The organism is Solidesulfovibrio sp. C21, assembly GCF_047785625.1.
In the GTDB taxonomy this organism is placed as follows: Bacteria; Desulfobacterota; Desulfovibrionia; order Desulfovibrionales; family Desulfovibrionaceae; genus Solidesulfovibrio.
This window is the reverse complement of sequence record NZ_JBLODY010000044.1, coordinates 1-24,070: the sequence shown is the minus strand read 5'-3', so window position 1 is coordinate 24,070 and position 24,070 is coordinate 1. Positions and strand designations below refer to the sequence as shown.

The following is a 24,070-nucleotide window of genomic DNA, read 5'->3' as shown; positions in this document are numbered from 1 at the left end:
CTTGAAAAAGCCCAATCTCAATCGAACCCCAGGTAGCCAAGAACGCCCTGGAGGGAATGGATGACATGCCCATCCTCGCTCTGAAGCGAGGAGCCCTCTCGATCAAGCCATAAGGCGTGAAGGCCAAGCTCGTGGGGAACCTGATAGTCGTTTTGCAGCGAATCGCCGACCATGATGAGCTCGCTTGGGGCACAGCCGAGCCCTTCCCAGGCATACCGGTAGATGGAGGCCTCGGGCTTGCGTGCGCCGACCTCGTAGGAAAAGGCGCGAACATCCGGCTCAAAGGGCAGGAGCTTAAGAAATGGCGCGCCGTAGGGCTTGGCGAGATTGGAGACCACCGCGATCTTGAGGCCATGCCCACGGAGCGCTTGCAGCGTTTGCGGGACCTCGGTGAAAAGGCGCATGGAGTTCGTTTCCTCGGCCACATGCGCTTCAAGGAAAGCGGCTTCCTCGTGGGACAACCCCGCTTCCCCTGCGAACTCCGCCAAGGAAACATCCCGCGTCATGATGGCTTGATAGCAATCGGCCGCCCCTTTCTCCCATCGCTTCATGATCAAGCGGTAAGGGAGGCGGGGGGATTCGATGTGGCACAAGGTGCCGAAGGCGTCGAAAAGCACGCCTTTGATGTGCCTTGGCTCCATGCTCGTCTCCCGGGCACCAACCCTGGGTAAACGGGGTTTTCCAGACGGGAATCCCTGAACCATTTCCTGGAGCGAGTGGAGCAAAATTGGAGCAAAAAATCAAGATAATGAAAAATGGGCTACCGACCAAGCCAGTAACCCATTGAAATTCTTGGTGCCCGAGGCCGGAATCGAACCGGCACGTCCCGAAGAACAAGGGATTTTAAGTCCCTGGCGTCTACCAATTCCGCCACTCGGGCACGCAAACGCCTTATTTGCCTCAACCGCCCCTGTCGCGTCAATTCATACCGTAGCCTTCCCACCGCGTTTCTGCTACCACCTCCCCCATGCCGCACGACCGTAAACGCCTCGTCGTCCTCGGACTCGACGGCCTGCCCCTCGATCTGGCCACATCCCTGGCCGCAACCGGCAGGCTCCCCAACCTCGAACGTGTCCTGGCACTCCATCCGGCCACCATCGAGGCCGAGTTGCCCGAACTCTCGCCCGTCAACTGGACCTCGTTCACAACCGCCGCCAACCCCGGCCGCCACGGCGTCTTCGGCTTCGTCGGCATCGACCCGGCCGCCTACACGCTGGGACCGCTCGACGCCACGGCCATCCGCGTCCCCACCCTGCCCGACCGCTTAAGCGCCGTTGGGCTCACGGCCAAGATCATCAATTTCCCCTGCGCCGCGCCGGTCAAACCGCTCAATGGCGCGATCATCGCCGGCTTTCCCGAAACCGATCTGTCCCGGGCCGTCTATCCGCCCGAACTGGCCAACAACCTGCGCCTGGCCGGCTACCGCATCGAGGCCGACACGTCCAAAGGCGCGGCCGACTTCGACGGCCTGGCCCGGGGGCTGCGGCAGACCCTGGCCTCGCGCCGGGCCGCCCTGGACATGCTCTGGGCCGGCGGCGATTTCGATTACTTCATGTTTGTCCTGACCGAAACGGACCGGCTCTTCCACTTCTTCTTCCCGGCCGTGGCCCATCCCGAACACACACTGCATGGCCCCGCCCTCGACCTGCTCGTCGAATGGGACAAGGCCATTGGCCATCTGCTCGACCGCTACGACAGCCTGCCCGGCGAAAAACGGCTGATCGTCCTGGCCGACCACGGCTTCACCGAACTTGTGACCGAGGTGGACCTCAACGTCTGGCTGGCCGGGAGGGGACTGCTCAAGACGCATCCCGGAGCCGCCAACGAATGGGATGCCCGCATCGCCCCGCACCAGACCGCCGCCTTCGCCCTGGACCCGGGCCGCATTTACATCAACATCAAGGAGCGCTTCGCCCGGGGCGTCTTCCATGAGCATGTGGCCGAAAAGCTGGCCCGGGAGCTGCGCGACGAGCTAGTTGCCCTCACCTACGAGGGCAAACCCGTCATGGAGGCGGTGCATCTGGCCGAGGAAATCTACGACGGCCCGCAACTGCGCCGCGCGCCCAATCTCGTCTGCGTGGGCCGGCCGGGCATGAGCCTGACCGGCAAGTTCGACCGATCGGAAATCTTCGGCCGCTTCGGCCGCACCGGCTGTCACAGCGCTCACGGGGCCATCTGGTGCGATACGGCGGGCGCGCGCCCGGCCACCACCACCGAGGCCGGACGCCTCGTGGCCGACTTCTTCAATCTTCCCGAGCAAAACGAGCCGGCATGGATTTCGAACACGATTTGAACCCGGCCCAGCGCCAGGCGGTTCTGACCACCGAAGGCCCGATGCTGGTCATCGCCGGGGCCGGGTCCGGCAAGACCCGCACCATCGTCTACAGGCTGGCCCATCTGGTCTCCGGCGGCGTGGACCCGGCGTCCATCCTCCTGCTCACCTTCACCCGCAAGGCCGCCCAGGAGATGCTGACCCGGGCCGGGATGCTTTTGGCCATGGGCCCAAGCGGCGTGGCCAGCGTGTCCGGCGGCACGTTTCACGCCTTCGCCTTTGCAACGCTGCGGCGCTTTCATGCCGCGGCCGGCTTTCCCGACGGTTTCACCGTGCTCGATCAGGCCGATTCCGAGGACATCCTGGGCCAGGCCAAGGACGCCCTCGGCATCGGCAAGGGCGACCGCTCCTTTCCCCGCAAAAGCGCCGTGCTGGGGCTTTTGTCCAAGGCCCGCAACAAGGAGCTCGAGGTTGGCGACGTGCTCTCGCGCGAGGCCTTCCACCTGCTCCCCTATGCCGGGGACATCGCCAAAATCGGCGAGCGCTACACGTCGTTCAAGACCGAAAACCGCCTGCTCGACTACGACGACCTGCTTTTCACCCTGGAGCGCACCCTGCGCGAGCATCCGGACCTGCTCGACTTCCTGCGGGAGCGCCACCGCTACGTCATGGTGGACGAGTACCAGGACACCAACCGGGTCCAGGCCCGCCTCACCCGCCTGCTCGCCCCCACTTCGGGCAACGTCATGGCCGTTGGCGACGATGCCCAGTCCATCTACGCCTTTCGCGGGGCGACCGTGGACAATATCCTCGATTTCCCGGAGCTGTTTCCGGGGACGGTCGTGGTCAAGCTGGAGCAGAACTACCGTTCCACCCAGCCGATCCTTTCGCTGACCAACGCCATTTTGCAAAACGCCACCCGCAAGTACGACAAAAAGCTCTTCACCACCTGCGAGGACGGCCCCGAACCCGAACTCCTGCGGCCCTTTTCCGACCTGACCCAGGCGGCCATGGCCGCGGCCAAGATCCGGGAACTTTCGGCCCGCTATCCCCTGCACGAGATCGCGGTGCTTTTTCGCGCCGGCTACCAGTCCTACGCGTTGGAGGTGGAGCTCGGCAAAACCGGCATCCCCTTCCAGAAGTTCGGCGGACTGAAATTTTCCGACGCCGCCCACGTCAAGGACGTGCTGTCCTACCTGCGTCTGGTGCGCAACACCGCCGACTTCCCGGCCTGGTCGCGGGTTCTGGCCTTCGTGCCCGGCATCGGCCCCAAGACCGCGACCAGGATCTTCAACGCCATCCAGGCCGGCGACCGGGCCGTGCTCGGCAAGATGGCGGCCAAGTCGGCGGAATTTCGCACCCTGATCGAATTCCTCGACACCCTGCGCGCCCTGCCCCCCTCCCCGGCCCAGCTCCTGGAACGCGTCATCGAGGCCTACGCGCCGCTTTTGGCCGAAAAGTTCCCCGAGGACTACCCCCGCCGGCAGGCCGGCCTGGAGCAGCTCCAGCAGATTGCCACCGCCTACGGCGACCTCGACGCCATGCTGGCCGACCTTGTGCTCGAAAACCCGGACGAGGACCGCAAAAAGACCCGCGAAGGCCATGTGGTCCTGTCCACCGTACATTCGGCCAAGGGCCTCGAATGGTCGGCCGTGCTGGTCATCGATCTGGTCGACGAGCGCTTCCCCTCGCGCCATGCCCTGTCCCGGCCCGAGGACCTGGAAGAGGAACGCCGGCTGTTATACGTGGCCTGCACAAGGGCCCGGGAGCACCTGACCCTTTTTGCGCCGGAGACCACCTATCAGCGCCAGACCGGGGGGTGTTCCCCGGCCCTGCCGAGCATTTTCCTGCGCGAGCTGCCCCCGGGAACCCTGCCGGAACGCCGGGAACGGCTCGGCGGCGCCGCCACCTCCGCTTTCGCCGCCTGCCCGTCGCCCGCGGCCATGGCCTCGGCCGTCCGTTCCCACCCGTCCCGCCTTTCTCAACCGGCCCGGCCGGCCAATGCGAACGACGCGCCGACGCCGCGCCCAGCCGCGCCCGGCAAGATGGGCTACTGCCACCACAAGATTTTCGGCCGGGGAAAGATCATCGCCCTGCTCGACGGCGGCAAGTACCGCGTCAATTTCCCGGATTTCGGCCCCAAGGTCATCCTTGCCGATTACCTGGAAATGGAGGATGCTTCCTAGGCTCGCCATCCTTGACCGCCAAGCCCGAGGACGCCCGTGCGCATCCGCTGGAAACTGTTCTGGCTTTTGGCCGCCATTTCGCTTGCGCCGATCGTGCTGTTGCGCACCAACAGCCTGTTCGCGTTGCAGCACCTTGCCGACAAATTGGCCGAACGCGTGGCCGCCCAGCTCGTGACCGAGGCCGAAACACGGCTGCGACGGCTGGTGGAAGACCATGCCCGGCTGCTCGACAGCCGGCGCAAGACCCTGTCCGTGGCCGTGGCCATGCAGGGGCTTGCCGCCGAAAACGCCCTGGCCGCGCCCGAGCCCCCGGCGCCGGACCCGGACGACGTGGTCACGGTCGAGGCCCCCGGACCAGGCATGGGGATGAGCATGGGCATGGGCATGGGGCGAAGCCACGACGCGGAAACGACCCCGGACATCCCGGCCGGATTCGAAAACCTGCCCGACTACTTCCGCCTGTCCCCGGCCGGCACGCAAACGCCCCTTCCCGTGGCCCCTGACCGCATCACGCTCCGCCTGCCTGCCGGCATGACCGCCGGGGATTCGAAGGACGCGCCCGAGACGCGACGACTGGCCGGCCTGCTCGTCCCGAGCCGCCGCATCGCCGCCCTGGCCGGCCGTCTGGCGCATTTTCAGATAACGGCTCTCTCCTCGGGGCTCATGGCCATCTATCCGGCCCTGGCCGGTGCGCCCAGGCGTTTCGATCCCAGCCGCGCCCCCTGGTATCGGGCCGCCATGGAGCTGCCCGGGCCGGTCTGGACCGCGCCCCAGGCGGAACCGGGCACGGGCCGCATCGCTGTCGCCGTCTCCTGCCGCATCGCCGGCCCGGACGGCGGGACCGTCGGCGTCGCGGCCATTCTCACCCCTCTCGACGCCCTGCTCGCCTCGGTCAGCATGCCGAGCCATTTTTCCGGCAGCGTGCGCTCGCTTCTGGTCATAAGCGGCCGCGACACGGCCGGCCGGCCCGAGCTCATGATAGAAGCCGGCCAGAAGCACCTGGAGCATGGCCATGGCTGGCACGCCTTCGTGAGGCCCTCCCCCCTGCCCTCGCCGGATACGGCAACGCTTACCGCCATTGCCGAGGACGTGGAAAAAGGCGTCTCCGGCGTTCGCCGCCTGACCTACGACGGCCGCGACTCCCTGGCCGCCTACGCCCGCACGGCCGAGGGCGAGGCGCTCATGCAGATCGCCACGGTCGCCGACGTCCTGGCCGCCTCCCGGGCCGTGGCCGACGACGTCGAGGACAGCATCACGCGGCTTTTCACCTTCGGTACCGTGATCGTGGTCGCCGTCATGCTGGCCCTGGTCTTTATCTCGTTTTCCGCCTCCCGGGCCGTCACCCGCCCCATCCGGGCCCTGACCGACGCGGCCGGGAAACTGGCCGACGGCGATTTCGACGCCCGGGTGGACGCCACGGCACGCGACGAGATCGGCGAACTCGGCCGCGTCTTCAACGCCCTGGCCCCGCGCCTCAAAGCCCATGTGCGCTTAAGCGAAACCATGGCCCTGGCCAGCGAAATCCAGCACAGCCTGCTGCCGGCCACCCCGCCGGAAGTCCCGGGCCTTACGCTCGCCGCGGCCAGCCGCTACTGCGACGAGACCGGCGGCGACTATTACGACTTCCTGCCCCTGGAAGGGGAAAAGGCGGGACGGCTCGCCGTCGCCCTGGGGGACGTGTCCGGTCACGGCCTGGAAGCCGCCCTGCTCATGACCACGGCCCGGGCGCTGTTGCGCCCCCGGGCCAAACGTCCGGGCACGCCCGGCGAGGTGCTGGCCGACGTCAACCGGGAGCTTACCCGCGACGTCTACGGCACCGGCCGGTTCATGACCCTTTTTTACATGGAGATCGACCCGCCGGCCCGCGCGGCGACCTTTGCCAGGGGCGGCCACGATCCGGCCATGCGCTACGATCCGGCGACCGGGCGCATCGATGCGCTGACCGCCCGGGGCATCGCCCTCGGCGTGGCCGAGGAGGCCCGTTTCGAAACCGGCACTGCGGACCTTGCCCCGGGACAGGTCATCCTCATCGGCTCCGACGGCCTGTGGGAGGCCGAAAACGCCGCCGGGGAGATGTTCGGCAAGGACCGCACCCGCGACATCCTGGCCAAATCCGCCCCGGACGGAGCCAAGGCCGTCCTGGAGGCCCTGTTCGCCGCCCTGGATGCCTTCCGGGGGGCAAGCCCCCTGGACGACGACGTGACCCTGGTGGTCATCGCCGTAACCGAGCAAGCCTGATGGCGCGTCCTCAAAAAAAGTAATACTTTTTTTGAGGACAACATACTCACATCATGCGTTTTTCCCTTAAGAAACAAGGAGACGCACCCCATGCCCGTGACCGAAAAGGAAGCCAAGTTCAAATACTGTCCGCTTTTAACCACCCACGACGACAAGCTGAAGTTCTGCCAGGGAACCATGTGCATGATGTGGCGCGCCGCCGGGCCGGATACGGGCTACTGCGGCCTGGCCGGACGCCCGGCCGGCCCTGACGGGGGAAAATAACCCTCTCCTTCAACGAAAAAAGAGCTTCCGCCCTCCCCAGGCAAAAACTTGAGGAAAGGAAGAGCGCGAGAGGAGAGAACCTTTTTTTGAAAGGGGTTCCCCTCTCGCACGTTTCTTTCGATAATTCCCTCCCCTCACACTCCCCTTTTAACTCTCGTGGATTGTGTTGACGCGACGCCATGTTGTGTTAGGGTTCCCCGGCGAGGTGGGCGGAACGCCCGCCAGCTTCGGGAAGCCACATGCTGCGAACGCTCATCGTCGACGACGATCCGGTCAACACCTGTTTCCTTCGGGAAATCCTGTCCCCCTATGCCGCCTGCGATACCGCCGGGAACGGCATGGAGGGGCTTTCCGCCTTTGGCCGCGCGCTTTCCGCCGGCGCCCCCTACGATCTCATCTTCGTCGACGTCCTGATGCCCGGCATGGACGGCCATCAGGCCCTGGAGGGCATGCGCCACCTGGAACACCAGCAGGGCGTCTCGTCGTCCGATGCGGCCAAGGTCATCATGATCTCGGCCCAGGACGACGCCAAGACCGTCTACCGCGCCTTTTTCCAGGGGCAGGCCATGTCCTTTCTGGCCAAACCCTTCACCTGTGACACCGTGCTCGATGAACTGCGCAAATTCGACCTCATCGACGCACCCCGACCTGCGCCATCAAGGAGCGATGCATGAGCCAGACGCCCGATAAACGTTTCACGCCCCAGGACCTGGCCGGCTACGACGGCACCGACGGCAAGCCCGCCTACGTGGCCTACAAGGGCGTGGTCTACGACATTTCGGCCAGCAAACGGTGGAAAGACGGCAAGCACATGAACCGCCACCACGCCGGCATGGACATGGGCCTGGACCTGACCCAGGCCCCCCATTCCGCGGACCTGCTCACGCGCTTTCCCCGCGTCGGCGTCCTGGAAGCCCCGGCCCTGGCCCCGGAACCCGCGGCCGACCGCGTGCCGGCCTGGATTTCCAAGTACATGAAGCGCTTTCCCATGCTCAAGCGCCACCCCCATCCCATGACCGTGCACTTCCCCATCGCCTTTTGCGTGCTGGCCCCGCTGTGCCTGGTGCTGGCCCTGGTCACGGGCTGGGCCGGGTTCGACGCGGCCCTGCTCGTGCTGCTCGGCGCGGCCGTGGTCTTCACCCCGGTGGCCATCGTCACCGGACTTTTCACCTGGTGGCTCAACTACGCCGCAGCCCGCATCCGCCCCATCGTCGTCAAGCTCATCGCCTCCCCGATCCTTTTCCTGGCCGCGCTGTGGGCCTTCGTGGCCCATCTCAAGGCCCCGGACCTGCTCGCCTCCCCCGGCAGCCACCTCGGCTTCATCATCGTGGTCCTGGCGCTTTTCCCGCTGGTCTCGCTGATCGGCTGGTTCGGCGCGGCGCTGACCTTCCCGCCCCACGAAGACTAGAAGGGAGAGTGAACCGGGGGAGGGGACTTTTTGAAAAAAGTCCCCTCCCCCGGACCCCCACCTTCAAAAACTTTCAATAGGGTCCGCAATAAAAAGCCTCCATCCGGAACCAACCGGATGGGGGCTTACATTTTATTTCCATGAAAAGTTTTGGAAGGGGGTCCAGGGGGAAACTTTTTTCAAAAAGTTTCCCCCTGGCCGCCGGAGGCCTCCCCGACGCCCCTACCCCTTGGAGCGAACGCCCGGGGTGGACATCATGTAGATTTCGTGCGGGTCGAGGATGAGCACGACCGAGCCGTCGCCCATGATGGTCGCGCCGGAGATGCCGCGCATGTCGAATTCCGAAAGGTAGGTCCCGAGCGGCTTGATGACGATTTCCTGGCGCTCGAGCAGCCGGTCGACGACAAGTCCCAGCCGGCGCTCGTTGTCCTGAAGGATGACGATGGGCGCGATCTCCCGCTCGCCCTCCTGCAGCGGCAAATCGAGGACCTCGGCCAGTTCCACGATGCCGAGCACCTCGCCGCGAAGCGTCACGCACTTGCGCTTGTTGACCTCGGTCATGCGTTTGAGCTCGATCTTGGTCGTCTCGGAGACGGAATCGAGCGGGAGAGCGTAAACCTGCCCGGCAACCACGACCATGAGCGCGTCGATGATGGCCAGGGTGAGCGGCAGGGACAGGATGAACTTGGTGCCCTTGCCCACCTCGCTCGTCACGCTGACCGTACCCTTGAGATTTTTGATGTTGGTGCGCACCACATCCATGCCCACGCCACGGCCGGAAATATCGGTGATCTTTTCGGCCGAGGAGAAGCCGGGCATGAAAATGATGTCGATGGCGTCGCGGTCGTCGAGGGCCTTGGCCTCCTCGGGCGTCATGAGGTTCTTTTTCACCGCCACTTCGCGCATCTTGACCGGGTCGATGCCATTGCCGTCGTCCTCGATTTCGATGGCCACCGAATTGCCCCGATGGTAGGCCCGCAGCCACACCCGGCCCACGGGCGGCTTGCCGGCGGCCACGCGCTCGGCCTCGGTCTCGATGCCATGGTCAACGGAATTCCGGATGAGGTGCACCAGCGGGTCGCCGATGACCTCGACCACGGACTTGTCGAGTTCGGTTTCCTCGCCTTCGGTGATGAGGTTCACTTCCTTGCCGGATTTGCGCGACAGGTCGCGCACCAGGCGCGGGAAGCGGGAAAAGACCGTGGAGACCGGCACCATGCGCACCTTCATGATCGTGTCTTGCAGATCGTCGGAGATACGCGCCATGGAATAGGTGGTTTCGGTCAACTGCTGGCCGATATGGGCCACATCGTTCTTGCCCTCTTCCAGGGAGCGGGCGAGCATGGCGAAACGATTGCGGTTGATGATGAGCTCGCCGATCAGGTTCATCAGGTGGTCGAGCTTTTCATGGTCCACGCGGATGGTGGCCGACACCTTGGGCTTGCCGGCACCCTCGCCCGTCTGGGCGGCCGGGGTGGCCTGGACGGCGGGCTTGGCTGTGGGCTTAGCCGCCGGTTTCGGCGCGGGTGCGGGCTTGGCCGCCGGCGCGGGTTTGGCGGCGGGGGGCGGCGTGGGCTTGGCTTCCGGCTTGGGCGCGGGGACAGGTTTGGGCTCCGGTTTGGGCTCCGGCGCGGAAGCCGGCTGCGGCTGCGGTTTGGGCGCGGGAGCCGGCTCCGTGGCCGGCAGCGAGGCCGTCTCCGGCGCGGCCGGCGCCTTGTCGCCGCGAAGCGTCGTCAGGGCGGCGGTGAGCATGTCGCCCAAAATCGAGCATTCCTGGCGCAGCATGTCGAGCAGGATGTCGAAGGAAAGGCCGGATTTGCGGGCCTGATCCACGAGCCCGGCCGTACGTTCGGCCTGGGTCTTGAGGTCGGAGAGCCCCATGTAGCCCGAGGAATTCTGGATGGTGACCAAAGCGCGGTACAGCCCGTCCACCATGTCCTTGGAGTCGGGATTCTCGGCCAGCCCGGCCAGGGCCTGGCCCATGTACACGATCTGCTGGTCGATGGTGGACTCGAAAACGGCCACATCTTCCGGATCGTAGCCCGTGGCGGCGGGCTTGGCGGACTCCTTGGCGGCGGAGGCGGCTCCTTGGGGCGCGGCCGGTGCTTCAGGCGCGGCCGGTGCTTCGGGCTGCGCTTCCGCAGCGGCCTCGGGGGTGGCTTCGGAGGCGTCCTCCGGCTGGGCGGACGTCGCGTCGGTCGGCGGCTCGAACACCTCGCCGTCTTCGGTCGCCTGCTTGAGCCGGGCCACCAGCGGCCGGATGTCCAGCGGCGTGGCCATGCTCGTGGCGGGCTCGATGTTGCTGACCAGCGCCTCGACCTGGTCGACCACGGCCAGAAGCAGGTCCACCATCAGCCGGCTGGTGGCGATCTCGCCCTTGCGCACCCGGTTGAGCAGGGTTTCGGCCTCGTGGGTCAGGGCGTTTAATTCCTTGTGCCCGATGATGCCGCTGTTGCCCTTGAGATTGTGGAAATAGCGGAAAATGTCGTTGATGCTTTCGGAGCGGCCCTCGCCGGCGGATTCGAGTTCGAGCAGGGCGGCGTTTAAGCGCTCGATGATTTCCCGGGCCTCTTCCAGGAAATCGGCCATATGGCCTTCGCCGATGGACGTCAGCTGGTAGGTCTCGGTGCCGGTGGGCGGCAACTCTTCGAGAAACCGGGCGATCTTCTCGGCGGCGGCGGCGGCTTCCCCGGAGGCGGCCGGTTCGGACGCGGCGGCCGGGGCTGGCTCGGGCTCCGGTGTCGGCTCGACGGCCGGCGCGGGCGGGGCGACATCCTCGGCCGGAAAATCGGTAGGCGCGGGCGGCACCCCGGGCACGTGCGGCGGCCCGCCTTCGAGCTGGGCCGCGATGCGGGCGATGACCGGCGCGGTGTCCACCTCGCCCTCGACCCCGGTCTGCTCCAGGTTCTCGATCATGGTGCGCAAAAGGTCCGTGGCCGCCAGGATCACGTCCATGATCTCGGGCGTGACGGCGATGTTGCCCTTGCGCAACTCGTCAAGGATATTTTCGGCCTTGTGGGCCAGCCCGTTGATCGCATTGAGACCAAGAAAGCCGGAAGCCCCCTTGAGGGAATGCATGGGGCGGAAAATGTCGTTGAGGAGACTTAAGTTTCCAGGGTTGCGCTCCAAATCAAGAAGGTTGGGCTCGATGGTCTCGAGATGTTCCCGCGCTTCCACAATGAAGTCGGCAAAAAGTTCCGGGTCCATGAAATCCTGGTTCATCAAGGCACCTCGCGGCTATCGACGTCGGAGCGGGACGTCGCTCTACCCCAAAAGCATCTTTACGTTGCGCACCATAACTTCGGGCTGGGCGGGCTTCACCATATACAAATTGGCCCCGATGGAAAGCCCGGCATGGATGTCGCGTTCCTCGCCCTCGGTGGAGAGCACCACAATGGGGATGTCCCGGTATACATCCTGTTCGCGCACGGTCTTGATGAACGTAATGCCATCCATGCGCGGCATGTTGATGTCGGTGATGATAAGATCCACCTGCGGATCGGTGTAGAGCTTCTCCAGACCGTCGAGACCGTCTTCGGCGGCGGTGACCTTGAAGCCTTCCTTGCGCATGATGAACGCCACAAGATTGCGCACGGTCTTGGAGTCGTCCACGATGAGGATATGCTTGGGCATCGACCTACCTCCTCCTCAACTCTTCAAAACCTTTTGGAAAAGGCTGTCAACGGAGAGGATGGCGACCAGTCCCTCGCCCACCTTGAGCAGCCCGGAAACAAGATCCGAGGACACGCCCAACCGCGCCTCGACCCCCCACTCGATGTCCTCTCCCCGCGCCTGGTGCATGGTGGACAGGGCTTCCACCATCAGCCCCACCAGCATGCCCCGGCACCGGCACACGATGATGAACCGATTTTCGCCCCGCGGGCCGGAAAGTTCCGTGATCGCGGCCAGATCCACCATGGGGACCACCCGGCCGCGCAGATTCAGGATGCCGAGGATCTGGGGCGGCGCGGCCGGCAGCCTGGTCACGGGCATGGCCCGCAGCACTTCCTGGACCTGGGCGATGGGCACGGCCAACTCCTGTCCGGCCAGGCGGAACCCGACCAGCTTGAGCGTTTCCGCCTGGCGCAGGCCGGCCTCCAGGGCCGCGTCCGTGTCTTCCGCCGACGCGGCGGCTTCCGGGGCCGGGCCCGTTTCGCCGCCCGGCCCGGGCGAGAGCGCCCCGGCCACAGTTTCCACCCGGGCGGGCCTGTCGAGGCCCTGCCGGGACAGGGCGGCCTCGAAATCCTCGCCCATGTAGCGCGCCAGAAAAGCCCGCTCGGTATCGGAAAACGCCTCCTGCCCCTTTTCGGGCAGCGTGACGTGGTCCTTGAAATATTCCTCCAGGGATCCGCTCACAGGGACAACACCTCTTTGGCCAGATCGCCGTATTCGCGCGCCCCCCGGCTTCCCGGGGCCACGGCCTGGATGACCCGGCCGGCGGCGCTGGCTTCGCGAAACTTGGTGTCGAGGCCGACGACCGTCGCGAACATCCGGCCGACGAACTTGTCCCGCAAAAGCTCCAGCACCCGCTGGCAGGCCTTGGCCCGCCGGTCGAACATGGTGGCCAGGGCCCGGTAGGCGATGGGCCGGGGCAGCACCCGGTTAAGCGTGCGCATGGTGTCGAAAAGGTTGCGCACGCCGTGCAGGGCCAGAAAATCCGTCTGGATGGGAATGATGCACAGGTCCGCGGCCACCAGCGCGTTGACCAGCACCACCCCCGTATGGGGCGGGCAGTCGAGAATCACGTGGTCGTAAGCCGGCCCAGCGGCCAAAGCATCCTTGAGCAACACGCCCTTCCCCTTCCTGTCCGCAAGATCCGTTTCCATGTCCGAGAGCGCCGCATGACTCGGCGCCAGGTCGAAATCCGCCAGCCGCGGCCGGATGACCACCCGCTCCCAGGGCGTCTCCCGGGGCGACCGGGCCCGGAACACATCCGCCGAGGTGGCCGCCACGTCCTCGGGGAAAATACCCAGATGCGCCGAGGCGCAGCCGTGGGGATCGAGGTCCATGACCAGGACCCGCCGCCCGGCGAGTGTCAACGCCGCGGCCAGCGACAGGGCCGTGGTGGTCTTGCCCACCCCGCCCTTCTGGTTGGCTATGGCCAGAATTCGGGGCATGGACGCTCCGGCGTGTTCCCAGCCGCTTGCGCCGTCATGCCGTTACTCCTCCTTGCCGTAAATAATGGCCCCGGGGTAGTGCTTGGGACGAAAGGCCCGGGAAATGTTGTGCAGGGATTCCGAGTGTCCGATCAGCAGTTGGCCGCCGGGAAGCAGGTTGTCGTAAAAAGCGGTGATGACGTTTTTCTTCATTTCATCGTCAAAGTAGATGATGACGTTGCGGCAAAAAACGATGTGGGAGCGCTCCACGCGTTTGAGCATCATCCGGTCGCTCAGGTTGATCTGGCCGAAGCTGACCAGACGCTTGACCTCGGGCCGCAGCTTGAAATTGGCCCCGTCCGGCGTGAAGTAGCGCGAGACGATCTCCTTGGGGGTGGTGCGCAGGCTGTACTCGGAATAGACGCCTTCCCGCGCCTGGGCCAAGACGGCCTCGGACAGGTCGTTGGCCGTGATGCGGATGTCCCAGGAGGCGAGTTCCGTGCGCAGCACCTCGAAGAGGATGATGGCGATGGTGTAGGGTTCCTCGCCGGTGGAACAGCCGGCCGACCAGATGCGCAGCCGCTTCTGCTTGACCTTGCGCAGCTTGTCCAGGACGTCTTTGAGCACCATGTCCTGGAAGACCTTCAGCTGGGGCGGATTGCGGTAAAAGCTCGTCTCGTTGGTGGTGATGACCTCGAAAAGACGATTGAGTTCCTGGCGGCGGCCCGCGTCATACTGCAAGTAGGAATGATATTCGGCGAAACTTTTGAGATTGAGTTCCTTCAGTCTCGAGGCCAGCCGGTTTTCCACGAGATACTTGCGGTTGTCGGCCACATAGATGCCCGCCTGGGCGTAGATGAAATCCCGCAGTTGGGAGAACTCCGCGTCGGAGATCTTCAGGTCCTTGCGCAGGGATATCGTCTTGGAAAAAAGCGAGGTCATGGACTAGCGCCCCCCTTGCTCGTCCTGCAGCCCGGCGACGGCCGCTTCGGCGGCAGCGACCAGTTCGGGGTCGCCGCCGGAGGTCAGCCCAAGCAATGCCTCCAGGGCTTCGGGGCCGCCAATTTCCCCCAACGTCTCCACGGCCTTGAGGGCCACCAGTTTGCTCGAGTCCGCAGTGAGCTCCATGAGCCGGGGCACGGCCTGGTATTCGCCGCGAAGCCCCATGGCCTCCACGGCCCGGATGCGCACCCAGTCGTCGGGGTCCGACAGCGCCCGCTCCAGGGACGGATAGACCTTGTCGCTGTCGCAGCCGCCCAAAAGCTCCACCACGGCCAGACGCACGTCCCGGCTCTCGTCGGCCAGACCGGCCACGATCAGCGGCAGCCCCTCCTCCTCGTGACCGCACATCTCGGCCAAGGCCTCGAGCGCGATCTTGCGGATGTCGGGGACCGCGTCGGTGAGGGCGGCCCGGATCACGTCCATGTGGTTGCGCACGCCCATCTTGCCCAGGGCATAGACGGCCATGAGCCGCTCCATGGGATCCTCGCTTTGCGAAAGTTCCCGGAAGCGGCCGTCGAGATACGCGCCGTCGATGGCCACGCAGGCCTCAAGCGCCGCCTCCTTGACCGCGTCGGACGGATGCGTGAGCAGCGCGAAAATGGGTTCCCCGGCCAGCTGATGGCGCATTTTCGCCCCCAGGAAGGCCACGGCCTCGAGCAGCACGGACTCGTCGTCATCGACCAGAAGGCCCAGAAAAAAATCCACAGCCTCCTCGCCGGCGATGGCCGCCAGCGTCCTGGCCGCCGCCGAACGGACGCCGGGAGGCAGGCCGGCAAAGGCGTCCATGACCAGGGTCGCGCATTGGGGACACGGCAGTTCGCTCAAAACGTCCAGGGCCACTTGCCGCTTGCCGTCGCCGCCCTGGCGCAGCGCCTCGCCCAGGGCCTCGGTCAGCCCCATCTCGCGCAGCGCGACCACGGCGTGCTCGTAGCGCTCCGGATGGTGGTCGCGGTCGAGGCCGGCGCAATGGGCAATGACGGCCGCGGCCGCCTCCTCGCCGGCGATCGCCCCAAGGCCGGAGACGGCGGCGTCCTGCACATCCTCCTCGTCGTCGCCAAGCGCGGCCAGCAGATACCCCCGGAAGCGTTCCCGCTCGGCCGGGGACAAAAGCGAAAGCGCCTTGCCACCCAGGATGTGCACCACGGCCTTGACGATCTTGTTGCGCAACACCTCCGGCGAGGCGTCCATGCGCTTTAAGAGCATGGTCACGGCCTTGATGTTGCCGATCTCGCCCAGGGCGTCGACGATCATGGAGGCGACCAGATCCGAGCTCTTGTCCAGGGCCGTGACCAGGGCCCCGACCGAGGAGGCGTCGCGGATCTTGGCCAGGGCCTCGATGACCGCGAACTGGACCCATTCCTCGTCGCCGAGCGCCTTGCCGAGACACGCCGCCGCGTCGTGGAAGGCCAGCTCGCCGAGGCTTACCGCCGCCTGGTAGCGGACGTTGACCTCGGGGTCCTTGAGCAGCGCCTCGCACAGCGGGGCCACGGCCTGGCGGGAATCCGTGGAGCCCAGGATGTCCGAGGCGAAAATACGGATGTCGGGGTCGGCGTCGTGGAGCAGCTCCACAAGCGTGGGAAAATCCTCGGCTCCCACAGCCCGCAGGATGTCCATGGAGGCGTTGCGCCGGGGCGCGTCGTCGGAACGCAAAAGCGGCTTGACCGCCGCCACGACGTCCTTGCCGCCGATCCGGCGCAAGGCCCGGTCGGCCGCCTCCTGCACGCCGAGATTGTGCGAACACAGCAATTTGGCCAAATACGGAATGGCTTCGAGACAGGCGTTCTCGCCAGCCTCATAGGCCGCGTCCCGGAGCACGTCCGGATCGTCGCCGTCAAGCCGTTGGCAAAGCTCCTTGCAGTCCACCATGCCGCATCCTTGCCCGCCACCCCGCCTGGGGACGGTCATTTGTAAAGGTTGTGGAGGATGGCCTCGCCCATCTCGTCGATGTCCACGATCTCGTCGGCCAGCCCCGCGTCCACGATGGCCTTGGGCATGCCGTAGACCACGCAGGTGGAGTCGGACTGGGCCAGGGCGCGGCCGCCCTTGGCCTTGAGCAGGCGCATGCCGTCCAGGCCGTCGCTGCCCATGCCCGTCAGCACCACACCGAGTCCCCGCCGGCCCACGGCCCCGGCCACGGAATCGAACAGCACCGAGGCCGAGGGTTTATACAACGCCTCGCGCGGTTCCTCGACCACGCGCACGTCGATGCGGCTGACCTTCTGGTCGATGCGCAGATGCTTGCCTCCCGGAGCCACATAGGCCACGCCGTGCTGCAACCGTTCGCCGTCCTCGGCCTCCTTGACCGCAATGCGACATACGCCGTCCAGGCGCTTGGCAAAGGGGCCGGTAAAGGCCGCCGGCATATGCTGGGCGATCAGGATGCCAGCCGGAAAATCCTGGGGCAGGGCCGAGAGCACCTTCTGCACGGCCGGCGGCCCGCCGGTGGACACGCCGATGGCCACCAGATCGCGGTTCTGCGTGCCCGAAGGCCGGGCCGGCCGCGACGGCCGCGGCGATGGCGCGGCGCCGGGGCGCACGCGTCCCGAAAGCGGCGGCCGGGAAAGATGGGTCATGCGGCGCCGGGCGATGGTCTTGACCTTGGCCCGCAGTTCGTCCTCAATCTTGACGATGTCGAGGGACACCTTGGAAAGCTGTTTGGGGATGAAATCCACGGCCCCGAGTTCCATGGCCTTGAGCGTCGCCTCGGCCCCCTCGTTGGTCAGGGAGCTCACCATGAGCACCGGCCGGGGCATCTCCATCATGACGTGCCGCAGGGCGGTCAGCCCATCCATACGCGGCATTTCGATATCCATGGTCACGACGTCCGGCTGGTGACGCCGGATCATTTCCAACCCTTCCTCGCCATCGCGGGCCGTGGCCACGACCTCGATTTCCGGGTCCTTGGCCAGCATAGTGCTTATGGCCTTGCGCATGAAGGCCGAATCGTCGACCACGACAACCTTGATCACATATATCTCCTGAAAGGGACCCGCCCGCACCCGAATGCCGCGCCACCCCTCCCGGCACGGCCCGTGGCCCGCAACGCTCTCCATGATTAGATGAGTCTTGGCGTTCTGACAACCAACATTAGTGCTTGCCAAACCCCGCGGGATACTCTAAAACCCTGTCTTCCACGACGGGATGTGGCTCAGTCTGGCTAGAGCGCTGCGTTCGGGACGCAGAAGTCGGAGGTTCGAATCCTCTCATCCCGACCAGACTTTCCAAGGGGTTATGCAACAGCATAACCCCTTTTTTTCGTCCGTCCCGCGACATTTTCGCGGCCCGGCCGCCAGAACCTCATTCGCAGGCCGCGCCCTTGCCGCCCGCGCCCCTGCTCATCTCCTCGGCCCGCTCCTCGGCCAGCCGTTCCACGGCCCGGATGAGGATTTCCAGCATTCCGCCCGTGTGATTGGCGCAGTACTGTTCCAGCCCCTCGGGACCGCTCGCGTCGAAGGCCAGCCAGTCCGGCTCCGGGAAAAGCTGCCCCGCTTCGCGCAGGCGCTGTTCCAACTGCTCCAGCAGGTCGTCGGCGTTGCCCAGGCACAGCGAGGGCATATCCAACACCATGCGGAGTTTCTCGAAAATCTCACGCAGCCGTTCCCACCGGTTCGGCTCTCGATTCTGGGCCTCCCAGAAGGCGTCCATCGTGTCGGATCGCATGCCTTGGGCTCCTTTGCCGCGCCATTTCCCGATTCCTATCCTTATCATCCGCCGATTTCCAGTCTGGAAGCCGCCGAATCCCCGGCTTGCGCCCAAAATGAAAATGATTATCATAAGCCGATGGACAGCACAGCCCCCAAAACCACCTCCGTCATGGTCCCCGTGGCCGGCATGCATTGCGCCGCCTGCTCCGCCCGCATCGAACGCGTGGTCTCCGCCATGCCGGGCGTTGCCGAAGCAACCGTCAACCTGGCCGATGCCTCCATGCAGCTGCGCTACGACCCGCAGGCCATAAACCTCGACGCCATCGGCGAGCGGGTGGCCGGCCTGGGATTCACTCTCGGCCCGCCACCCTCCGACAACGCCACCTTCGAGCTGGCCATCACGGGCATGCACTGCGCCGCCTGCTCGTCGCGCATCGAGCGCGTGACCCGAAGGCTCCCCGGGGTCGTCGCCGCCGACGTCAACCTGGCCGGCGAGACCGGCACCTTCACCATCGACCCGGCCGTGCTGTCGCGCCGCCAGCTGCGCCAGGCCATCGCCGACCTCGGCTTCGGCTCCCAGCCCATAAGCGCCTCGGAAAACCGCTTCGCCGCCCGCCAGGAAGCGGCCAAGGCCGAATTGACCCAGAAAAAACGCGAACTCGTCCCGGTCTTCATCCTGGCCGCCCTGCTCCTGACCATCTCCATGGGCCATATGCTGGGCCTGCCCCTGCCCGCCTTTTTGCACCCTGAAACCGCGCCCGCCACCTTCGCCCTTCTCCAGCTGGCCCTGACCGCGCCCATCGTCTGGCTCGGCCGGCGATTCTACCTCGACGGCATCCCGGCCGGACTGCGCGGCGGCCCCAACATGGACACGCTCGTGGCCGTGGGCACCGGCGCGGCCCTGCTCTACAGCATCGCCAACCTCGCCCTGCTCCTGGCCGGCTCCGATCCCGTGGCCCGGGCCAGGGACCTCTATTTCGAATCCGCCGGCGTGCTTTTGGCCATGATCAGCCTCGGCAAATACCTGGAAGCCTCGGCCAAATTCAAAACCTCGGGGGCCATCGCCGCCCTCATGCGCCTGACCCCGGACACCGCCACGCTCGTGCGCGACGGCACCGAGGAGACCGTGCCCGTCGACGAGGTGGAGCCCGGCGACAGGCTGCTCGTGCGACCGGGCGAACGCGTACCCGTGGACGGCGAGGTGGTCGAGGGCGATTCCCGCGTGGACGAGTCCATGCTGACCGGCGAACCCCTGCCCGTGGCCAAAAAAACCGGCGACGCCGTTACCGGCGGCACCCAGAACACCACCGGCGCCCTGGTCGTGACCGCCACCCGCGTCGGCCAGGACACGACCCTGGCCCGCATCGTGGATCTGGTGCGCCAGGCCCAGGGCTCCAAGGCCCCCATCGCCAACCTGGCCGACACCGTCAGCTTCTATTTCGTCCCCACCGTCATGGCCACGGCCCTCGTCGCCGGCCTGGGCTGGTACTTCCTCGGCCACGCCGGCTTCTCCTTTTCCCTGCGCATCTTCGTGGCCGTCATGGTCATCGCCTGCCCCTGCGCCATGGGTCTGGCCGTGCCCACCTCCATCATGGTCGGCACCGGACGCGGCGCGCGCCTCGGCATCCTGGTCAAATCCGGCGCCGCCCTCCAGACCGCCGGCAACGTCAAGGCCGTGGTCTTCGACAAGACCGGGACGCTCACCCACGGCAAGCCCGAACTGACCGACGTCGTGCCGGCCACGGCGAGCGACCCGGACCGCCTGCTCACTCTGGCCGCCGCCGCCGAAGCCCGCTCGGAACACCCCCTGGCCAAGGCCATCGCCGCCGCCGCCACGGCCAAGGGCACAGCCCTGCCCGCGCCCGAACACTTCGAAGCCGCCCCCGGCAAGGGCGTGGCCGCAACCATAAGCGGCAGTGCCGTGCTGGTCGGCACCGCCGCCTACCTCGCCGAGCAGGGCGTCCCCGCCGACCCGGCCGCCGACGAAGCCGAAGCGCGTCTGGCCGAAGCCGGCAAGACCGCCATCCGCGTGGCCGTGGACGGCCGCTCCGCCGGCGTCCTGGCCGTGGCCGACACGCCCCGCCCCGAAGCCGCCGCCGTGGTCAAGGCCCTGGGCCGCAAGGGCGTGGCCGTGGTCATGCTCACCGGCGACGACGAACGCACAGCCAGAGCCGTGGCCGACACCCTCGGCATCAAGGAAGTCATCGCCCGGGTGCTGCCCGACCGCAAAGCCGCCGAGGTCCAAAAACTCATGGGCTCGGGCCGCAAGACCGCCATGGTCGGCGACGGCATCAACGACGCCCCGGCCCTGGCCGCCGCCGACCTCGGCATGGCCATGGGCTCGGGCATCGACGTGGCCGTGGAATCCTGCGACGTCGTGCTCATGCGCAACGACCTGCGCGGCGTCACCGCCGCCCTGGAACTTTCCCGGGCCGTCATCGCCAACATCAAACAAAACCTCTTCTGGGCCTTCGCCTTCAATACCATCGGCATCCCCGTCGCCGCCGGCGTGCTCCATATCTTCGGCGGCCCCACCCTCAACCCCATGATCGCCGGCACCGCCATGGCGCTCAGCTCCTTTACGGTGGTCACCAACGCCCTGCGACTGCGCTTTTTCACGCCGAAGCAGGTAGCTTAGGGGAAGAGCGAAGAATAGAAGATGCCGGGGCTCTGCCCCGACACCCCGCCGGAGGGCTTATGCCCTCCGGACCTCCCTTTACGCTCTGCCGGGACGCAACGTCGCAGGGCGGCGGATGGGGGGATTCTTGTTGCCGCAATCGGCCCGGCGACACGAGGGGCTAAAGCCCCTCGACGCCGAACGCGATTGCGGCGACAACCCGCCAGCGGCGAAATGCCGCATTTTTTGAAGGTTTGTTCTCCGAATGTCGCCCCAAAGGGGCGACCGGCGTGGTAGCGGCGGCAAGGGCGTGGTCCTGATACGTGGAGCTGATGGCGGACAGGCTGTAGCGTATTTTATTCATGAAACATTGAGGAAATAATGAAGTGTTGTGCCGAAGGCCCCCCGGAAAGTCGCTCTAGGCCGATAGCATCGCCCTCCCCTGCCGTAACGCCAGCCAAACATGAACAAATATTTCATCATCCTGTAATCTTTTGAATTCTGAAAATCATTGCTCCCTTGGCCGAGGTAGTCTAGAAAGATGACTTCGGTTTCGTGACAGCATTTCAAACTTCGCAAAGAACCTGACAGCGCTAAGGTGGTGCCATGCCTCGTTTGTCTCGCCTCGTATTTCCTCTGTTATGCCTCAGCCTGCTCGCAACCGCCCGCCCGACCGTCGTCGGGGCCTATACCGTCAAAACCGGCGATACGCCGGTTTCCATTGCCAAAAAGCACGGCGTTTCCGTCCAGGACCTGCTCAAGGCCAACAAGGGGCTCGAGCCCAAGAAAATGCGGGTGGGCGATTCACTGACGATCCCCGGGGAATCCTCGGGCAAAGCCGATAAGAAGCACACGGAAAAGGAATCCAAAAAGGAAAAGGCCGGAAAGAAGGCCGAGAGCTCCTCGAGCAAGGAGCGCGCCGCCCAGACTCGGGAGACTGCCAAGGAAAGCAAATCCACCGGAAAATCGGGCAGCTACAAGATCAAGAAAGGGGACACGCTCGGCTCCATAGCCGCCAAGTACGACGTCAGCGTGGAGGACCTGCTCAAGTCCAACAAATCCCTGCATCCCAACAAGATGCGCATCGGCCAGGAAATCAGCGTCCCCGGAGCCGCGCCGGCCAAGGCCGAACCCACCGAAAAAACTTCGCGCAAGACGGAAAAGTCGCGCGAGTCCCAGACCAATACAACCACCTACACCGCCCACAGGCGTGACACCGTGCACACGGTGGCCAGCAAATTCCATATCAGTCTCAAGGAACTCTACCGGCTCAACCCCGGCCTCGGCAAAAAGCTGCATTCCGGCCAGAAGCTCAACGTGCCCAGGAACGCCGAGCCCGAGCAGGCCCCGGCCCGCACCCACGCACCCGAGCAAGCCCCCGCGGCGGTGAGCGAACCGGAACGTCCGGCCCAGACCGTAAGGACGCCCGCCCCCGAAGCCGAGACCCCCCCGCCGGCCGAAGCGACCAAACCGGCCAGGACGCCCGAGCCCGAAGCCGCGCCGGCCAAAACCGGCATGCGCGAAACGTCCGACGCCGAAGCCGCCTTTGAAAAAGGCATCGAGTTCGGCAAGCAGAACAAATTCCAAAAGGCCGTGGAGAGCTTCGACAAGGCCATCAAGCTCAACCCCAACCGGGCCGACTTCTTCGCCAGCCGGGGCCATGCCCACTACTATATGAAGCAGTACGCCAAGGCCATCGACGACTACACCAAGGCCATCGAGAAAAACCCCAACTTCGCCCTGGCCTACTCCATGCGGGGCTTAAGCCGCACCCGTTCCGGCCAATACCAGCAGGCTATCGCGGACTTCAACAAGGCCATAGGTTTCGGTCCCAACGAGGCGGACTACTACAAGGGACGCGGGTTCACCTACCTGCACCTCAAGCAGTATGGCCCCATGTGCGAGGACTACAAGAAAGCCTGCACCCTGGGCGATTGCGAACTGCTCGACAGCGCCAAGAAAGAAAAGCTGTGTCAGTAGGCGCGGCGATGCAGGCGCCATAAAAAAAAGCCCGGCTCCGGCCGGGCTTTTTTTATGGCGTGGGGAAGAGGATGCGAGAGGGGGACCCTTTTTTCAAAAAGGGTCCCCCTCTCGCGCTCTCCCCTCCCAAAAACGTTTAACGGTGAAAAGCTGTTATCGTAAGGAATGTTGGAAGAGGGTGTGGGGGAAAACTGTTGTACGGGCAGGTTGCCCCGAACGCTTTCGCGCAATAGGTGCAGTGCTCGTTACGCCGCACGTTGTCCCTTGGACTTGGGCCAAAGCTGGGACACCAGTATGCCGGCAAACATGAGCGCGCAGCCGAAAAGGCCGCGGCCGCCAAGGCGCTCGTTCAGGATGAGCGCCCCGCCAAGCGCCGCGAACACCGTCTCGAAACTGAGCAAAATGGCGGCATGGGTGGGCTTGGCATCGCGCTGGGCAATGATTTGCAAGGTGTAGGCCAGCCCGACCGACATCAGGCCGCCGTACAGAATCGGCCAGGCCGCGCCCACAATCCCGGACCAGGTGATGGTCTCGAAAAAACACGCGCAGACAAGACTCAGCACCGCGCAAACAGCGTATTGGGCCATGGCCAGGGGCAAGGCCCGGGTGCGCGGCGACAGCCAGCCGATCACCAGCACATGCCCGGCCCAGAAAAACGCGCCGATAAGCTCCAGCCCATCCCCCGGAGCCAGGCTGAAATTCTCGGTCACCGACAGAAAATACAACCCGAAGGCCGCCGCAACCGCCCCGAGCACATCCCCCCGGGCCGGCCGCTGGCCAAGAAAAAAGCCCAACAGCGGCACCAACACCACATACAGGCCGGTGATGAAACCCGCCTTGCCGGCCGTGGTGTACAAAAGTCCCACCTGCTGCAACGACGCGCCGGTAAAAAGGATCGCCCCGGCAAGAAGCCCCCCCAGCCAGGGAAACCCCGGATCGCTGCCCCCCAGAAACGGCGCGGGAGGCGGATAGCGCATCGAACGTATCGCCAGGGGGGCCAGCACCGCCGCGCCCAGGGCAAACCGGATGCCGTTAAACCCCATCGGCCCCAAATGCGCCATGCCGACCCGCTGGGCCACAAAGGCAAGGCCCCAGATCAGCGCCGTAATCAGGCACAGGATATCCGCCCGCATCGATGCGTTTCGACCCATGACGATATGTCTCCTTATGCGGCACCAGGGCTCTGCCCTGGACTCGGCAGGGGCTCCGCCCCCGCACCCCCGCCGGGAGGCCGAGGGCCCCCCGGTCCCCCCTTCCCGGCTTTGGCTCGGCGGAGGCGGAGATGGTGGGCGAAAGGGCGGAGAGTGGAAGATGGAAGCGGCATTTGCCGGGACGAGCATGTCGCTTCGCGACAAGCTCGTCC

18 protein-coding genes and 2 tRNA genes are annotated in these 24,070 nt (G+C 65.5%); 9 read left to right on the top strand and 11 right to left on the bottom strand.

Features of this window, described 5'->3' with window-relative positions:
- Window positions 1–17: 17 nt before the first annotated feature.
- Complete coding sequence (locus ACMZ6R_RS13420) at window positions 18–641, bottom strand: HAD family hydrolase (protein WP_416112260.1); 624 nt, start codon at window positions 639–641, stop codon at window positions 18–20.
- 152 nt (window positions 642–793) lie between these two features.
- Window positions 794–880, bottom strand: a tRNA-Leu gene (locus tag ACMZ6R_RS13415).
- 87 nt (window positions 881–967) lie between these two features.
- Here ACMZ6R_RS13415 and ACMZ6R_RS13410 point away from each other — a divergent pair.
- From ACMZ6R_RS13410 to ACMZ6R_RS13385, 6 genes are all read left to right on the top strand, one after another.
- Complete coding sequence (locus ACMZ6R_RS13410; protein WP_416112258.1) at window positions 968–2,293, top strand: alkaline phosphatase family protein; 1,326 nt, start codon at window positions 968–970, stop codon at window positions 2,291–2,293.
- Window positions 2,272–4,458, top strand: a complete 2,187-nt coding sequence (locus tag ACMZ6R_RS13405; protein WP_416112256.1) for an ATP-dependent helicase — start codon at window positions 2,272–2,274, stop codon at window positions 4,456–4,458. The genes ACMZ6R_RS13410 and ACMZ6R_RS13405 overlap by 22 nt, the downstream gene beginning before the upstream one ends.
- Before the next feature lie 36 nt (window positions 4,459–4,494).
- Window positions 4,495–6,696 (top strand): SpoIIE family protein phosphatase, encoded by a 2,202-nt coding sequence (locus ACMZ6R_RS13400; RefSeq protein ID WP_416112254.1) that lies wholly within the window; start codon window positions 4,495–4,497, stop codon window positions 6,694–6,696.
- A 90-nt stretch (window positions 6,697–6,786) separates the two neighbouring features.
- A complete protein-coding gene (locus tag ACMZ6R_RS13395) occupies window positions 6,787–6,960 on the top strand; it encodes a hypothetical protein (RefSeq protein ID WP_416112252.1) in 174 nt (57 codons plus the stop codon).
- Between the two features lie 239 nt (window positions 6,961–7,199).
- On the top strand, window positions 7,200–7,634 hold the full coding sequence (locus tag ACMZ6R_RS13390) for a response regulator (protein WP_416112250.1): 435 nt from the start codon (window positions 7,200–7,202) through the stop codon (window positions 7,632–7,634).
- Window positions 7,631–8,368, top strand: a complete 738-nt coding sequence (locus ACMZ6R_RS13385) for a DUF2231 domain-containing protein (protein ID WP_416112248.1) — start codon at window positions 7,631–7,633, stop codon at window positions 8,366–8,368. Before ACMZ6R_RS13390 ends, ACMZ6R_RS13385 begins: the two co-directional genes overlap by 4 nt.
- 222 nt (window positions 8,369–8,590) lie before the next feature.
- On the opposite strand, the gene ACMZ6R_RS13380 is transcribed toward ACMZ6R_RS13385, so the two are convergent.
- From ACMZ6R_RS13380 to ACMZ6R_RS13350, 7 genes are read right to left on the bottom strand one after another with little or no spacing between them, the layout of a single operon-like run.
- Window positions 8,591–11,590 (bottom strand): chemotaxis protein CheA, encoded by a 3,000-nt coding sequence (locus ACMZ6R_RS13380; RefSeq protein ID WP_416112246.1) that lies wholly within the window; start codon window positions 11,588–11,590, stop codon window positions 8,591–8,593.
- Window positions 11,591–11,632: 42 nt separating this feature from the next.
- Window positions 11,633–12,001 (bottom strand): response regulator, encoded by a 369-nt coding sequence (locus ACMZ6R_RS13375; protein ID WP_416112244.1) that lies wholly within the window; start codon window positions 11,999–12,001, stop codon window positions 11,633–11,635.
- A gap of 15 nt (window positions 12,002–12,016) precedes the next feature.
- The gene (locus tag ACMZ6R_RS13370; protein ID WP_416112242.1) at window positions 12,017–12,724 is read right to left on the bottom strand and encodes a chemotaxis protein CheW; all 708 of its coding nucleotides are present in this window, start codon (window positions 12,722–12,724) and stop codon (window positions 12,017–12,019) included.
- Window positions 12,721–13,485 carry a ParA family protein gene (locus ACMZ6R_RS13365; RefSeq protein WP_416112240.1) on the bottom strand — a complete coding sequence of 255 codons (765 nt, stop codon included), beginning with the start codon at window positions 13,483–13,485 and terminating at the stop codon, window positions 12,721–12,723. The genes ACMZ6R_RS13370 and ACMZ6R_RS13365 overlap by 4 nt, the downstream gene beginning before the upstream one ends.
- A 42-nt stretch (window positions 13,486–13,527) precedes the next feature.
- Complete coding sequence (locus ACMZ6R_RS13360) at window positions 13,528–14,406, bottom strand: CheR family methyltransferase (RefSeq protein ID WP_416112238.1); 879 nt, start codon at window positions 14,404–14,406, stop codon at window positions 13,528–13,530.
- Between the two features lie 3 nt (window positions 14,407–14,409).
- Window positions 14,410–16,332 (bottom strand): HEAT repeat domain-containing protein, encoded by a 1,923-nt coding sequence (locus ACMZ6R_RS13355; protein WP_416112236.1) that lies wholly within the window; start codon window positions 16,330–16,332, stop codon window positions 14,410–14,412.
- Window positions 16,333–16,367: 35 nt separating this feature from the next.
- Window positions 16,368–17,435 (bottom strand): protein-glutamate methylesterase/protein-glutamine glutaminase, encoded by a 1,068-nt coding sequence (locus tag ACMZ6R_RS13350; protein ID WP_416112234.1) that lies wholly within the window; start codon window positions 17,433–17,435, stop codon window positions 16,368–16,370.
- Window positions 17,436–17,603: 168 nt separating this feature from the next.
- On the opposite strand from ACMZ6R_RS13350, the gene ACMZ6R_RS13345 reads away from it, so the two are divergent.
- A tRNA-Pro gene (locus ACMZ6R_RS13345) sits at window positions 17,604–17,681 on the top strand.
- Window positions 17,682–17,763: 82 nt separating this feature from the next.
- On the opposite strand, the gene ACMZ6R_RS13340 is transcribed toward ACMZ6R_RS13345, so the two are convergent.
- Window positions 17,764–18,126 (bottom strand): hypothetical protein, encoded by a 363-nt coding sequence (locus tag ACMZ6R_RS13340; protein WP_416112232.1) that lies wholly within the window; start codon window positions 18,124–18,126, stop codon window positions 17,764–17,766.
- A 120-nt stretch (window positions 18,127–18,246) separates the two neighbouring features.
- Between ACMZ6R_RS13340 and ACMZ6R_RS13335 the strand changes: the two genes are divergently transcribed.
- Both ACMZ6R_RS13335 and ACMZ6R_RS13330 read left to right on the top strand, forming a co-directional pair.
- The gene (locus tag ACMZ6R_RS13335) at window positions 18,247–20,748 is read left to right on the top strand and encodes a heavy metal translocating P-type ATPase (protein ID WP_416112230.1); all 2,502 of its coding nucleotides are present in this window, start codon (window positions 18,247–18,249) and stop codon (window positions 20,746–20,748) included.
- 585 nt (window positions 20,749–21,333) lie between these two features.
- Complete coding sequence (locus ACMZ6R_RS13330) at window positions 21,334–22,707, top strand: LysM peptidoglycan-binding domain-containing protein (protein ID WP_416112228.1); 1,374 nt, start codon at window positions 21,334–21,336, stop codon at window positions 22,705–22,707.
- Window positions 22,708–22,952: 245 nt separating this feature from the next.
- Here the strand turns inward: ACMZ6R_RS13330 and ACMZ6R_RS13325 are convergent, their stop codons facing one another.
- Window positions 22,953–23,858 carry a DMT family transporter gene (locus ACMZ6R_RS13325; RefSeq protein ID WP_416112226.1) on the bottom strand — a complete coding sequence of 302 codons (906 nt, stop codon included), beginning with the start codon at window positions 23,856–23,858 and terminating at the stop codon, window positions 22,953–22,955.
- Window positions 23,859–24,070 lie beyond the last annotated feature (212 nt).

Bases quoted from the DNA above. Each gene is read 5' to 3' on its own strand.
- ACMZ6R_RS13420 (WP_416112260.1), bottom strand. From the start codon at position 641: ATGGAGCCAAGGCACATCAAAGGCGTGCTTTTCGACGCCTTCGGCACC.
- ACMZ6R_RS13410 (WP_416112258.1), top strand. From the start codon at position 968: ATGCCGCACGACCGTAAACGCCTCGTCGTCCTCGGACTCGACGGCCTG.
- ACMZ6R_RS13405 (WP_416112256.1), top strand. From the start codon at position 2,272: ATGGATTTCGAACACGATTTGAACCCGGCCCAGCGCCAGGCGGTTCTG.
- ACMZ6R_RS13395 (WP_416112252.1), top strand. From the start codon at position 6,787: ATGCCCGTGACCGAAAAGGAAGCCAAGTTCAAATACTGTCCGCTTTTA.
- ACMZ6R_RS13390 (WP_416112250.1), top strand. From the start codon at position 7,200: ATGCTGCGAACGCTCATCGTCGACGACGATCCGGTCAACACCTGTTTC.
- ACMZ6R_RS13385 (WP_416112248.1), top strand. From the start codon at position 7,631: ATGAGCCAGACGCCCGATAAACGTTTCACGCCCCAGGACCTGGCCGGC.
- ACMZ6R_RS13380 (WP_416112246.1), bottom strand. From the start codon at position 11,590: ATGAACCAGGATTTCATGGACCCGGAACTTTTTGCCGACTTCATTGTG.
- ACMZ6R_RS13375 (WP_416112244.1), bottom strand. From the start codon at position 12,001: ATGCCCAAGCATATCCTCATCGTGGACGACTCCAAGACCGTGCGCAAT.
- ACMZ6R_RS13365 (WP_416112240.1), bottom strand. From the start codon at position 13,485: ATGCCCCGAATTCTGGCCATAGCCAACCAGAAGGGCGGGGTGGGCAAG.
- ACMZ6R_RS13360 (WP_416112238.1), bottom strand. From the start codon at position 14,406: ATGACCTCGCTTTTTTCCAAGACGATATCCCTGCGCAAGGACCTGAAG.
- ACMZ6R_RS13355 (WP_416112236.1), bottom strand. From the start codon at position 16,332: ATGGTGGACTGCAAGGAGCTTTGCCAACGGCTTGACGGCGACGATCCG.
- ACMZ6R_RS13340 (WP_416112232.1), bottom strand. From the start codon at position 18,126: ATGCGATCCGACACGATGGACGCCTTCTGGGAGGCCCAGAATCGAGAG.
- ACMZ6R_RS13335 (WP_416112230.1), top strand. From the start codon at position 18,247: ATGGACAGCACAGCCCCCAAAACCACCTCCGTCATGGTCCCCGTGGCC.
- ACMZ6R_RS13330 (WP_416112228.1), top strand. From the start codon at position 21,334: ATGCCTCGTTTGTCTCGCCTCGTATTTCCTCTGTTATGCCTCAGCCTG.
- ACMZ6R_RS13325 (WP_416112226.1), bottom strand. From the start codon at position 23,858: ATGGGTCGAAACGCATCGATGCGGGCGGATATCCTGTGCCTGATTACG.